Below are 13,231 nucleotides of genomic sequence, written 5' to 3'. Positions count from 1 at the left end.
TTGCTTATCAGCTATCTGACGAGATGTTGATGTCTGCCACCCCTGCCCAGCTTGTCGCCCTGCTGCAACAACGCGTAGAAGCCTGCTTTGTGCAGGCCGAGGCGCGCCTTGGCCGCACCTTCCCCCGCCCGCGGATCTACTGCAATATGCGGGGCCGGGCGGCGGGATCGGCGCGGCTGCAAACCTGGGAGCTACGCTTCAATCCCGCCCTCTATCAGGCCAACCAGCAGGCGTTTCTGGATGAGGTGGTGCCCCACGAGGTGGCCCATCTGCTGGTTTACGCCCTGTGGGGTGAAGGGCGCGGCAAAAACAGGGTCTTGCCCCACGGCCGCCAGTGGCAATCGGTGATGCGGGAGGTATTCGGCCTTGAGCCCAGAACCACCCACAGCTTCGATCTGGCGGTTTTGGCCCAGCGCACCGTGCCCTATCGCTGCCTCTGCCAGCAGCATCAACTGTCGATACGCCGCCACAACAAGGTGGTGCGTGGCGAAGCCCGCTATCACTGTCGTCGCTGCAAGCAGCCGCTGGAGCGGGAACGGCCGGAGCCAGAGCAGTAAGCCAGCTTGTGTCGCGCCCCTGTGGTAGGGTGCCCGCCATCGTTCGTCAATCACCCCGTTTGCAAGGAATCCCATGCGTTTCATCTCCTCCCTCGCCCTGACCCTGCTGGCCGGTTTGCCGCTGCTCAGCGCCCCCCTGCACGCCCAGACCTTTCGCGAAGCCAAGCAGGATCTGGTGAAGCTCTATCGCAGCCAGCCTGCGGTCACCACCTTCTACTGCGGCTGCGACATCGACTATCAGGGCAAATCGATGCGCCCGGATCTCGCCAGTTGCGGCTATGAGCCGCGCAAGCAGGCCAAGCGCGCTGCCCGCATCGAGTGGGAACACGTGGTCCCCGCCTGGGAGTTCGGCCACCAGCTGCAGTGCTGGCAGGATGGCGGTCGCAAGAACTGCGAAAAAGCGAGCCCCGAGTTCAACAAGATGGAGGGGGACATGCACAACCTCTTCCCCGCCATCGGCGAGGTGAATGGCGATCGAGCCAACTACCGCTTCTCCGACTGGAACGGCAAGCCGGATCAGTACGGCCAGTGCCAGATGCTGGTGGATTTCAAGGATCGTCGGGTGCAGCCGCCCAAGGGGCCGGTACGGGGTCAGATCGCCCGCGCCTACCTCTACATGAGCCAGCAGTATGGGCTGCGTCTGGCAGCGCAACAGCGTAAACTGTTCGAAGCCTGGGATCGCCAATACCCGGCAGAGGGCTGGGAGTGCGAGCGCAACCGCCGCATCGGCAAGCTGCAGGGCAATACCAATCCCTTTATTGAAAAGCAGTGCCAATAACCCCATTTGACCTGGGAGGGGGATTGCCCCTCCTAATCATGAAGCCCTTCCCCACTGCCGCGTGAGCCTTGCTCGCCGCCTCGCAGCAGGATATGAAGGGTTTCCAAGCAAGAGACTGACAAGCAGCCATGCGCATTCCACGTATCTATGAACCGGCCACCCTGCAAGTTGGCCAGACCATCGCCCTGTCGGAAGACGGCGCCAACCATATCGGCCGGGTACTGCGCATGCAGCCGGGCCAGCAGCTCGAGCTGTTCAATGGCGATGGCAATCAATATCCCGCCACCATCGCCAACGTCGGCAAGAAGTCGGTAGACGTGACCATCGACAGTTGTGACGCCCAATCGGTGGAGTCACCGCTGGCCATTCATCTGGGTCAGGTGATCAGCCGTGGCGACAAGATGGACTTCACCATCCAGAAATCGGTGGAGCTGGGCGTCACCTGCATCACCCCGCTCTTCTCCGAGCGCTGCGGCGTCAAGCTGCCGGCCGATCGGCTGGAGAAGAAGCGCGAGCAGTGGCAGAAGGTGGTGATCAGCGCCTGCGAACAGTGCGGCCGCAACGTGGTGCCAGAAGTGCGCATGCCGATGGAGCTGGACGCCTGGCTGGCGGAAGAGACCAAAGAGCTCAAGCTCAACCTGCACCCGCGCGCCGAGTACAGCATCAACACCCTGCCCGTTCCCGAGCACGGTGTGCGCCTGCTGATTGGCCCGGAAGGGGGCTTGTCGAGCGACGAGATCGCCCGTACCGTGCAGGAAGATTTCAAAGAGATGCTGCTGGGGCCGCGGGTGCTGCGTACCGAAACTGCCGCCCTGACGGCGATTACTGCGCTGCAGTGCCGCTTTGGCGATCTCGCTTGATACTATCGGCCGCATCAATCAGCCCCATGGCTGCATCGACGCAGCCGCAAGCGGCCGATTACGCTGCGCTAATCGACCCTACAACCCTATCGAGCCATTAAAAAGGAACAGCGGATGACCATTAAACTCGGCATCGTGATGGACCCCATCTCGGCCATCAACATCAAGAAAGATTCCAGCTTTGCCATGCTCGAAGAGGCGCAAAAGCGCGGCTATGAGCTCTTCTATCTGGAGATGAAGGATCTCTACATGGAAGCCGGTCGTGCCCTTGGTACCATGCGCCCGCTGACCGTCAAATATGACTATGCCGACTGGTACACCCTGGGCGAGGTGGTGGATCAGCCCCTCTCCAACCTCGATGTGATCCTGATGCGCAAGGATCCGCCGTTCGACACCGAATTTATCTATGCCACCTACATGCTGGAGCGAGCCGAGGATGAGGGTTGCCTTATCGTCAACAAGCCGCAGAGCCTGCGCGACGCCAACGAGAAGCTCTACACCGCCTGGTTTGCCGAGCATACCCCGACCACGCTGGTGACACGCCGCGCCGACAAGCTGCGCGCCTTCCACGCGAAGCATAAGGACGTGATCCTCAAGCCGCTGGACGGCATGGGCGGCGCCTCCATCTTCCGCATGAAGGAAGATGACGCCAACGTCGGCGTGATTATCGAAACCCTGACCGCCCACGGCAGCCAGTACTGCATGGCGCAGACCTATCTGCCCGCCATCAAGGATGGCGACAAGCGGGTGCTGGTGGTGGACGGTGAACCGGTACCCTACTGCCTCGCCCGCATTCCGGCGCAAGGTGAGACCCGTGGCAATCTGGCAGCCGGTGGCCGTGGTGAAGCGCGCCCCCTGAGCGAAGCCGACTGGGCCATCGCCCGTGCGGTGGGCCCGACGTTGAAAGAGAAGGGCCTCATCTTCGTCGGTCTCGACATCATCGGCGATCGGCTGACCGAGATTAACGTCACCAGCCCGACCTGCATTCGCGAGATTGAAGCCGCCTTCGATGTGCACATCACCGGCATGTTGATGGATGCCATCGAGCGTCGGCTGGGCAAATAATCGCCAGGCAGGCTAAACCGGCCTGTTCAGGGGTAACCCGCCCCCGACAAGCCCCAAAACAGAGAGGGTGGCCCAGCGCCACCCTCTCTGTTTCAAGGCGATCCGGAAAGGGGCGGGATCTCGCCCAGCCCAAAAAGCGGTTTTTCCCATGGGGATCAACTGCCATAATTGACCTCAAATACCTTTGCACTATTTGGCCTCTATGCAAACACTGCAAAATCACTTCCTGCTTGCCATGCCAAGCCTGACGGATCCCTACTTCGAGCGCTCGCTGGTCTATCTGTGCGAGCACAACGAAGAGGGCGCCATGGGACTGGTCGTCAACATTCCGGTCGAGATGTCGCTGGAAACCATGCTGACCCAGCTCCAGCTCAATCCGCCCAACAACCCGGAACTCAAGCAGCCGGTGCTGCAAGGGGGGCCGGTTCACGCCGATCGCGGCTTCGTGCTGCACAGCTTCCGACCCGGCTTCAACTCCACCCTGCAGGTGGGGGATGAGATGATGGTGACCACCTCCAAGGATATTCTGGAAACTCTGGGTACAAGCGAGGCCCCTGCCCATTGGCTGGTGGCCCTTGGCTATGCCGGCTGGAGCGCCGGGCAGCTGGAGCAGGAGCTGGTGGATGGCGCCTGGCTGGTGATCCCCCCCAATCCGGCTCTGGTGTTCAAGACCCCCATTCACAAACGTTGGCAGCAAGCTGCCGCCAGCATAGGGGTGAACCCGGTTCACCTCTCCAGCGATATCGGCCACAGCTGATCGGCTGGCCCGCTCCGCTCTCTATTTCGAGGATTTATCAGTTATGTCATCACGCAGCATCATGGGCTTTGACTATGGCACCAAGAGCATTGGCGTCGCCATCGGTCAGGAGCTGACTGGCACAGCCCAGCCTCTGCGCGCCCTCAAGGCCAACGACGGCATCCCCAACTGGGACGAGATTGAGAAGCTGCTCAAGGAGTGGCAACCGGACCTGCTGGTGGTCGGCCTGCCGCTGAACATGGATGGCACCGATCAGGAGATCACGGTACGGGCCCGCAAATTCGGCAACCGGCTGCATGGCCGTTTCGGCAAGCCGGTGGAGTTCAAGGATGAACGACTCACCACCACAGATGCCCGCGCCCGCCTGTTTGAGCGAGGCGGCTATCGCGCACTGGAAAAAGGCAGTGTGGACGGGGTATCAGCGCAGCTGATCGTCGAAGCCTGGATGGAAGAGCAGTACAACTAGACCATCAACAGCAAGGCAAGGGTCGCCGCCCTTGCCTTGTCTCGCATTATCCCCTCATTACGCCTGTGATTGTCCCGCCACCAGCCCTTCGGCTTCGGTCGGCGTCGCATTCATCATCCGGTTGAGCCAGGGCACCATCAGCCCCATCACCACCGCAATCAGCAGGGTCGCCATCCCGATCTTGCCAAACACGCCGGTGTAAATAGGCAAAGTTTGCAGCGGATCCGTCATTCCTTGCGGCACGGCGGTAAAGGTCGCCACATAGCCCCCCAGCAGGGACGCCATCGCCTGAGTCAGGAACCACATTCCGAGAATGAAGCCCATCAGCCGTTGCGGCACCAGCGCAGCCACCATCGCCAGCCCCAGCGCACTGATCATCAGCTCGCCCAGACTCTGGAACAGGTAGATAAGCACCATAAACCAGGGGGAGGTAAGCCCCTGCTCATCGGCAAACCACCAGCCGGATGCCGCCGCCGTCAGAAAGCCCAGCGAGCAGAAGAACATCCCGAGAGTGAACTTGAGCGGCATGGTGAGATCTCGCCCCTTGCTGCCCATTCGGGTATAGATCATCGCGAGTACCGGGCTACCCACCACCACCCAGAATGGGTTGAGCGCCTGGAAGCTGATTGGGTTGACGCTCATGCCCAGCATCTCGTGGTGCATGTTGTTGATGGCAAAGAAGTTCAGAGAAGTCGGCATCTGGGCGTAAAGCACATAGAAGAGCACCGCCTCCAGCATCAGCACGAAGGCCACATACATCTTGTTGCGGCCCACAGTGTCGAGCCTGAACGCCTCGCGAAAGAAGAAGATCACCACGGCGATGGTTACCGTCATCAGCACCATGTTGGCGATCACCACGTGGTGCATCAACCAGGCGCAAAAGAAGACCATGGCTACCGAGCCCAATATAACCAGCAGCAGCTTGCTGTAATTCAGTGGCAGGTGATCCGGCGCTGAGCCAATATCCTTGACCATATTGCGGCAGGCAAAGAAAGTAAGCAGCGCAATAACCAGCCCTACCCCGCACAGGTTATAAGTCACGGTATAGCCGTAGTGATCGGCAATTACCGGCGCGAGCGAGAGGGAAATAAGGGAGCCGATATTGATCGACATATAGAACAGGGTAAACGCCCCATCCAGCCGCGGATCTTTTGGCTGGTAGCATTTTGACAGCAGGCTTGCCGGATTGGCCTTGAACAGGCAGTTACCGACTGCAATGGTGCCCAGCGCATAGAAAATCAGGTCGGGATTGTAGATCGACAGGCCGGTCATAAAATAACCGATCACCAACACGATAGCCCCGAGCACCATGGTGCGCTTGGTGCCGAGCACATGGTCGCCGACATAGCCACCGACCGAGATCAGACCATATACCAGCGCCGAGAAAGCACCGAAGGTAATAAAGGATTGCTCTTGGGAAAAACCCAGTTGTTGCACAAAGAAAACCGCCAATATCCCCTGCACGCCGTAATAACCGAAGCGCTCCCAGAGTTCGACGAAAAATATCATAAAGAAGGGTTTGGGTTGTTGTAACAACCCGGTCGGTGCTGTTGCTGGACACATATCAACCTGCCTTTGCTGAGATTTATTTTTATTAATCTGGTGGTGGCTACCGCACTATTTTTTGCCCCGCCATTGCCATAACGGGGAGCACAGTCAGCCTGCCAATCTGGCTATTTTCGGGTGCACGGGTCCCGTTCGATGAAAGGTGTTTTTCATCTAGCCGGTTTCAATTACGGGTTATCGGGGGATGGTGAGTGGCGTCCCCCAGTACAGTTACCGGCTCCGGGTTCTACCTTTGCTGCATCCCTTCACTCAAGCCGGTTTATCAACCTTGATGCTTATTCCCCTCTGCTCCGTCACTCATGGCTGGTGGCCAGATAGCCGGGGCATGACACGGCCACAGACGACCTGTGGGGCTGGCTCATTCCGCGCTCTACTGGCTATAACACTACACAGGCGCTATCTAACCCCACCATTCCAAGGGGTGTCATGCTATATCACTGCAAATATAGGAACTTAATGGTCGATCACACTTTAAAATTGACCATTGGTGAAGTTTTCTAATGAAACCACATGAATTTTTTTCGTGAAAAGAGCTTCACTCGAGACGTGCAACCAACGCCAATCTGTGCATAAAGAGAGTTGAATGGCACACAGCTTGAACCCGAACTCGGCACTTAAGTCGTGCCAAAGCCCACTCATCCGGGCGATACGACAACAAAAAGCCGGAGCAGATGGCTCCGGCTGATAGATGTGCACCGTCACGCTCACATTAGCGTGGCGATTCGTCGTTGTAGAGTCGCCGGATCTCGTTGCGCAGCCACATCACCTTGGCATCCTGATTGTGCCGTTTGTGCCACAGCAGGATGAAGGCGATCTCCAGCTGGGCGTAGAGCTTCTCGGGGAGCGGCAGCGGCATGGCGAGCAGATTGCCGTGATGCCGACTGGCATAACCACCGCAGTAGGACGGGCCACCGCAATCAGTTCGTGGCTCGACTGGGAGGCAATATGCAGCGCCTGCTCGAAGCTGGAGACCATGATGGGCACCTCCCGCTTCAGCCCCTCGTCCTCCAGCAGGCTGTCGAGGGCCCAGGTATCGTTCGCTTCCCACACCATGCTGATCTGGGGGCAGGCCAAAAAATTCTCCAGCGACCACTTCTGCTCGAGCAAGGGGTGATCCTTGCGCAGGAACACCACCGGGCGATCGGTGAACAGCACCTCATGATCGATGTAATAAGGCAAGCGGTTGACCTTGGCCAGGGAGCGGCCATGGGTCTCGCGGGCGCAGAAGCCGAGATCTGCATCGCCGTTGACGATGTCGTTGAGGGAGTGGTGATCCCACCCCAGCATCCTGACCACCGAGTTGGGGTACTTCTGGTAGATGGTCATGGGCAGATCGCTCAGGAAGCTGATGTAGAAGGGGGACTCCATCACCAGCGTGAAGCGGGCACCGTCTGGGATCGCCTCGCTATTGAGCGAGGTGATGCTGTCGGTGAGCTGGAACCAGACCTTCAGGTCCTCCTCCAGGGTCAGGGAGAGGTTGGTGGGCTGCAACCCCTGCCGCACCCGCACAAACAGGGGGTCGTCAAACCACTCCCGCAATTTGGCCAGAGACTTGCTCACCGCCGACGGAGTGACACAGAGCTTTTTGGCCGCCCCTGCCACACTGCGCTCCTGCATCAGGTACTTGAACACCACCAGCAGGTTCAAATCGAGTTCACCCAGATTGCGCATATTCCCTCTCATCTTCCATCAGCCCTGCGACCGCGCTTCACGAAGCGCGAGCCATGGTAACAGCCCTTTGACAGCCAGGTAACTGAGCAATGCCAGCAGCAGGGCGCAGATCAGCATCTCGGACGGAGTAAAGCCAAGTTGACCCAGCAGCCAGATATAGAGGCCGGAGAGGCTGATCTGCATGATGCAGAGCACCGCGCTGGCAAAGGCCACGTTATGCTGACAACCATCGAGCGCCTCCCCCATCGCCACCCCGAAGCCACAGGAGAAGCCGACACAGACCAGCGCAAACCCCGGCAGCAGCAGATGGATATCGCCCCCCGTCTGCCAGCTGCCGATCAGTGAGCACGCCGCCAGCAGATAGGAGAGATGAGACACCGCCAGCACCTTCTGTTTGCCCAGCCAGCGCAACAGCAACGGCGTCAGGAAGGAGGTGGACATACTCACGCCAGCCATCACCATCATCACGATGGAGTACTGCTCGGTAGTGAAGCCAAACTCCTTCATCAGGATCAGCGGCGAGACGCTGACATAGACCAGAATGGCGGTCACGCTGGCACTGGTCAGCAGGGAGAGCAGCATAAAGCGCGGCGAGCGCAGCAGGGCAAAAGGCAGCGCCGCGCCACTGCCCGGTTGGCGGGCTGGACGGGTTTCCTTGAGCAGCAGCAGGTTGACCAGACCGCTGATGGCCGCCACCAGCGCCATCGCCATGAAGATCCCGCGCCAGTCAAAATGGGACAGGATGAGGTAACCGAGCACCGGCGCCAACACCGGGATCACGCAGATCACCCCGTTGATCATCGAGAGCGCCATCGCCAGCCGCTCCTGACTCAGCACGTCCCGCAGCACGGTAAAGGTCATGATATAGAGCGCTCCAGCCCCGACCCCCTGCCAGAAACGGCCGAAATAGAACTGGTTGATCCCCTCGGCATGGCCCGCCACCAGCGAGGCGATGACAAAAATCAGCGCCCCCCCGAGCACCACCCAGCGCCGCCCGTAGCGATCGGCAATCATCCCGCCCAGCAGCACGGTGGCCGCCATACCGAACAGATAGATAGAGAAGGCGGTGTGGATCTGCGCCTCGCTCGCCTGCAGGGCATCGGCAATCTGGGGCACAGCGACCAGATAGAGATCGATCCCGACCGGATAGAGGATGATCATCAGAAAAGTGCACAACAGGAATACAGGCATGGATGCTCCATAACAGATTGGCGTGCCGATGCCTGCCAGATCACAGCGACAGGCGAACAGTGGCGGGGCCAAGGTGGTGACAAAGCTAGCAACGCAGCGCGTCGCAATGGGGCAACTATATGGGCGCCCAGCGCCCTCACCTAGTGAAGAGATGGCGATCGGTACATTCCAATCAGGAAATATTCTATTAAGTTGCGTGCCTAAGCGGCCATATTGAATCGACCAGAGGCCGTAATAAACCGGGTCACCTCCCGCTCATAGCCATCCCTGCGCTGCACTTTTACCGCCCGTCTGTTATCCGCCTTCGCCCTTGCGGGCGTATAAGCTGTAGGTGCGACGCAATACAGGGAATGTGTATGAAGGGAATGAAGAGAGAAGAGCAGATTGCCGGGCTGCTGGCAGCACTGGAGCAAGTCATTCTGGGCAAGCCGCTGCAACTGAAAATCGCGCTGGTGACCCTGCTGGCGCGCGGTCATCTACTGATCGAGGATCTGCCCGGCATGGGCAAGACCACCCTGGCCCACGCGCTGGCACAGGTACTGGGGCTGGCATGCAGGCGGATGCAGTTCACCGCCGATCTGCTCCCCGCCGACCTGCTGGGGTTGCAGATCTTTGACCCCCAGCAGCAAACATTTCGCTTTCACCCCGGCCCCATCTTCACCCAGGTACTGCTGGCGGACGAGATCAACCGTGCCAGCCCCAAGGTGCAGAGCGCCCTGCTGGAGGCGATGGCCGAGGGCAAGGTGAGCATCGAGGGCCACACGCACCCACTCCCCGATCCATTTTTCGTCATCGCCACCCAGAACCCGGCGGATCAGGCGGGCACCTATCCACTGCCAGAGTCCCAACTCGACCGCTTCGCCGTGCGACTCTCGCTGGGTTTTCCGCCGCGAGAGGCGGAGCGCCAGTTGCTGCGGGGCAGCCAGCCGACGGACCCTTTGCCCGCCATGCTGAATGCCGCCGAGCTGACTGCCCTGCAAGCGGAAGGTGATGCTATCCATGTTTCCGATGCCACCCTCGACTACCTGCTGGCGCTGGTGCACCAGAGCCGCTTTGATGGGGATCTGCCACAGCCCCTCTCCCCCCGGGCAGCCCAGACCTTGCTGACGGTGAGCCGGGCCTGGGCGCTGGTAGCCGGGCGGCGCTTTGTCACGGTGGAGGATGTACAGGCAGTCTTCCCCTATGTGGCCGAGCATCGGCTGCGGGGCAGCTTTGGCGTGCAACACGGCGAAGCATGTCCCCTGAGCCAGCGATTGCTGGCCAGAGTCGATCCGGACAATCCCTGATGAGCAAATTGCTAAACCGTTGGCAGCAGTGGCGAGCCCGCTGGCAACGACGCTGGCTCGACCGCCGCATTCCCCCGGCCAGCCAGATCACGCTGGGTACCCGCAGCCTCTTTATCCTCCCCACCCGCATGGGGCTGCTCTATCTGCTGGTGCTGCTCGCCATCTATCTGCTCGGCACCAACTACCAGAACAATCTGGTGCTGCTGGTGGCCTACTGTCTCGGCAGCCTGTTTATGGCCGCCATGTGGCTCACCCACCGCAACTTGCTGGGGCTGGCGCTGTTGGGGGGCCCGCCAGTGCTGGGGGAAGCGGGTAGCCTGCTTCCTATCCGTATCTTGGTGCAGAGCCCGCGCCCGGTGCAGGCACTTCACTTTAGCCTCAACGAAGGCGCCCTCTGGCTGGCACAGACCGACGCTGTGCCCAGCACAATTATCCTGCCAGTATCGGGCTCTCGCCGCGGGGCACTGCCCCTTGGTCGATTGCGGGTCGAGAGCCGCTACCCCCTCGGTCTGTTTCGCTGCTGGTCCCTGCTGGACTTGCAGCTGGAGGGCTGGCTCTCCCCCAAACCGGCGTTCGGAGCGTTAAGAGGGGAGCATGCGACCCAAAGCGAGGGTTATCAGGGCCAACCTGCTCCAGCCACTCTCGGTGACTTTGATACCCTGCGGACACATCAGGCCGGTGAACCACTGAGCCGGGTCGCCTGGAAGCAACTTGCTCAGGGGCGCGGCCTGCTGACCAAACAGTTCCATGAACCACAGCAGGATGACACTCACCTCACATTGCAGCGGGTCGCAGGCGGGGATCTGGAGCAGCGGCTGTCGGTGCTGGCCTGGTGGTGCGCCGATTACGGCAAGCGGGGCATCCCCTTTACCCTGACACTGGTAAACCAGACGCTTGGGCCCGATAGCGGCGCCGCCTTTGTGCAGCGCTGCCTGCTGGCACTGGCCCGATTCGATGCCACACCACCGAAGAGCACGCCCGATGCGGCTCGATAACCGCCGCCTATTGCCACTCATCGCCCTGCAACAGTTGCTGCTGGTCGCGGCGCTCTGGCCCCAGTTGCAGCTCTGGGTGGTGGCGGTAAGCGCCGCTACCCTTGGCGTCCGGGCCATGATGCTGTGGCGCGGCTGGCCGCCCCTGCCTGCCCGCTGGTTGGCGCTGCTGGCCATCACTACTGTGCTGTTGCTGGGACTACAGTGGCGTGGCTTGGGCACCCTGCCCGCCCTGATCAATCTGCTCTGGCTCGGCTATAGCCTGAAGATGATCGAGGTTCGGCGCGAGCGGGATATCGAGCAGGTGCTGCTGCTCGCCTTCTTTCTGATCGCGCTGGCGCTGGTGCAGCGACAGAGCATCGGCTGGACGGTCGGAATGACAGTGGCGCTCTGGCTGGCAGTAACCACGCTGGTGGCCGCCATCGCCCCCGAACAGAAACGGCCTTGGCGCAGTGCGGGTGGTACCCTGCTGCTGGCGCTTCCTTTGCTCATCACTCTGTTTTTGCTGCTGCCAAGGCTGCCGCCCCTCTGGCAGATGCCCACCACCAGTCGCGCCCTGTCGGGGCTCTCGGAAGAGCTGGCCCCCGGCGATATCAGCGAACTGGTCAACTCCTCGGAACTGGCGTTTCGGGTCACTTTTGCCAATGGCCCGCCCCCGGCCCGCGAGCGCTACTTTCCGGTGATGCGCCAAGAAGTTTTCGATGGCCAGCGCTGGTTGCTGAGCCCCGAGGTCAAAGCATGGCAGCAGACAGTGCCGGTGCAGACCGGGCTGACCCTTCTGGCATCTTCTTCTCAGACTAAGACTCAACTGGCAGATAGCCCGTTGCCAGCCGGGAGCTACGAGGTGATCGCCGAGCCCCAGCGCCACCGCTGGGCCTTTGCCCTGAGTGAACCGCGTCTGCTGGCGGGCCCTGTGCTGCTTACCCCTCTCGACACCCTCTATCGTCAGGGGAGCGGCGAGGTGGCGATCCGCTATCGCATTGGCCGCGGCGAAGCGCTGCCCGAGGACGACAGCCAAGCCCCCCAGCGCAACCTGCAACTGCCAGCCGGAGGCAACCCGAGAGCGCGCGCCCATGGCCAAGGGCTGGCCGCACGCCATCCGGATCGCGCAGTGCTGGTCGCCGCCCTGCTCGCGCAGTTTCGCAGCCAATCCTATTACTACACCCTGACCCCGCCACGACTTGGCCGTGACGGGGTGGATGGATTTCTGTTCGATACCAAGCAGGGCTTTTGCGGCCACTACGCCATGGCGACCGCTTTCGTGCTGCGCGCCGCCGGTATTCCGGCACGGCTGGTCACCGGTTATCTCGGCGGCGAGTGGAATCCCACGGGCAACTATCTGGCGGTACACCAGTTCGATGCTCACGCCTGGGTGGAGTATCTCGATGAAGGGGGAACATGGCGGCGAATCGACCCCACGGCGGCAGTGGCACCGGAGCGCATTGAAGGCGGCGTGAGGGAGGCGCTGAGCGACGAGTTTACCGCCGCCGACCCGCTTGCTTTGCAGCGTTATCGCAACTGGGCTCTGCTCAATCAACTGCGCTGGTGGGGCAACAATATCGACTACCAGTGGAGTCGCTGGGTGATTGGTTACGATGCGGGCCAGCTCTGGCAGCAAATCAGTCTGCGCTGGCCTGCACTGGCGGGGCACACACCCTGGTTGATCCTCGCCAGCCTGATGCTGGTCGCCCTGCTGGTGAGCATGCCCCTGCTGTTGCCCGCCCGCCTGCCGCCAGAGCGGCGCATCTGGCAGCCCCTGCTCAAACGGGGCAAACGCAGCGGCTACCCACCCCAGCCAGCCGAGAGCATGGGGGCATGGTGCGAGCGGCTGGCACGGCTGCGTCCCGACCTTGCCCACTCCCTGCTAAAGAGTGCGTGGCTCTATCGACTCTGGCGTTATGCCCCCCTCAGCGAACGGCAACAAGGGCGCTGCTGGCACCAGTTGCGACGGCGTATCAGGCAACTCGTTCGGCGCTGGGATCAACAGCCAACGAGTGCACCATAAAAGAAGGGGGGAGCCACCGGCTCCCCCTTCAGGTTTT

At 60.9% G+C, this 13,231-nt stretch carries 11 protein-coding genes and 1 pseudogene; 9 read left to right on the top strand and 3 right to left on the bottom strand.

Translation table 11 applies throughout. The features are described 5' to 3' along the window. Positions 1–29 precede the first annotated feature (29 nt). The 6 genes from ACTG1K_RS08435 to ruvX all read left to right on the top strand — a co-directional run bounded on the left by ACTG1K_RS08435 (position 30) and on the right by ruvX (position 4,483). Complete coding sequence (locus tag ACTG1K_RS08435) at positions 30–557, top strand: SprT family zinc-dependent metalloprotease (protein WP_139443203.1); 528 nt, start codon at positions 30–32, stop codon at positions 555–557. A 73-nt stretch (positions 558–630) separates the two neighbouring features. Continuing rightward, positions 631–1,335 (top strand): endonuclease, encoded by a 705-nt coding sequence (locus ACTG1K_RS08430; protein WP_139493634.1) that lies wholly within the window; start codon positions 631–633, stop codon positions 1,333–1,335. 128 nt (positions 1,336–1,463) lie between these two features. Beyond that, entirely contained in the window at positions 1,464–2,195 is a 732-nt protein-coding gene (rsmE, locus tag ACTG1K_RS08425; protein WP_058058894.1) for a 16S rRNA (uracil(1498)-N(3))-methyltransferase, read from the top strand. A 114-nt stretch (positions 2,196–2,309) separates the two neighbouring features. Continuing rightward, on the top strand, positions 2,310–3,260 hold the full coding sequence (gshB, locus tag ACTG1K_RS08420; RefSeq protein ID WP_440005080.1) for a glutathione synthase: 951 nt from the start codon (positions 2,310–2,312) through the stop codon (positions 3,258–3,260). Between the two features lie 202 nt (positions 3,261–3,462). Continuing rightward, positions 3,463–4,017, top strand: a complete 555-nt coding sequence (locus tag ACTG1K_RS08415; protein ID WP_005349793.1) for a YqgE/AlgH family protein — start codon at positions 3,463–3,465, stop codon at positions 4,015–4,017. 43 nt (positions 4,018–4,060) lie between these two features. Further along, positions 4,061–4,483 (top strand): Holliday junction resolvase RuvX, encoded by a 423-nt coding sequence (ruvX, locus tag ACTG1K_RS08410; RefSeq protein WP_005343821.1) that lies wholly within the window; start codon positions 4,061–4,063, stop codon positions 4,481–4,483. 57 nt (positions 4,484–4,540) lie between these two features. Here the strand turns inward: ruvX and dtpB are convergent, their stop codons facing one another. The 3 genes and pseudogenes from dtpB to ACTG1K_RS08395 all read right to left on the bottom strand — a co-directional run bounded on the left by dtpB (position 4,541) and on the right by ACTG1K_RS08395 (position 8,911). Then, entirely contained in the window at positions 4,541–6,046 is a 1,506-nt protein-coding gene (dtpB, locus tag ACTG1K_RS08405) for a dipeptide/tripeptide permease DtpB (RefSeq protein ID WP_440005079.1), read from the bottom strand. A 712-nt stretch (positions 6,047–6,758) separates the two neighbouring features. Beyond that, a pseudogene (gene yidZ, locus ACTG1K_RS08400) lies at positions 6,759–7,720 on the bottom strand (HTH-type transcriptional regulator YidZ). Between the two features lie 18 nt (positions 7,721–7,738). Next, entirely contained in the window at positions 7,739–8,911 is a 1,173-nt protein-coding gene (locus tag ACTG1K_RS08395; RefSeq protein WP_019445231.1) for an MFS transporter, read from the bottom strand. A 356-nt stretch (positions 8,912–9,267) separates the two neighbouring features. Between ACTG1K_RS08395 and ACTG1K_RS08390 the strand changes: the two genes are divergently transcribed. The 3 genes from ACTG1K_RS08390 to ACTG1K_RS08380 are packed head-to-tail and all read left to right on the top strand — an operon-like array spanning position 9,268 to position 13,194. Continuing rightward, positions 9,268–10,197 carry an AAA family ATPase gene (locus tag ACTG1K_RS08390; RefSeq protein WP_425854126.1) on the top strand — a complete coding sequence of 310 codons (930 nt, stop codon included), beginning with the start codon at positions 9,268–9,270 and terminating at the stop codon, positions 10,195–10,197. Beyond that, the gene (locus tag ACTG1K_RS08385; protein WP_440005078.1) at positions 10,197–11,192 is read left to right on the top strand and encodes a DUF58 domain-containing protein; all 996 of its coding nucleotides are present in this window, start codon (positions 10,197–10,199) and stop codon (positions 11,190–11,192) included. Before ACTG1K_RS08390 ends, ACTG1K_RS08385 begins: the two co-directional genes overlap by 1 nt. Next, positions 11,179–13,194: a transglutaminase family protein gene (locus ACTG1K_RS08380; protein ID WP_257123520.1), complete on the top strand. Its 2,016-nt coding sequence runs from the start codon at positions 11,179–11,181 to the stop codon at positions 13,192–13,194. Before ACTG1K_RS08385 ends, ACTG1K_RS08380 begins: the two co-directional genes overlap by 14 nt. Positions 13,195–13,231: the final 37 nt, after the last annotated feature.

The organism is Aeromonas sp. 102P (assembly GCF_051920345.1).
Classification (GTDB): Bacteria; Pseudomonadota; Gammaproteobacteria; order Enterobacterales; family Aeromonadaceae; genus Aeromonas; species Aeromonas veronii.
This window is presented reverse-complemented; position numbering and strand designations above follow the sequence as displayed.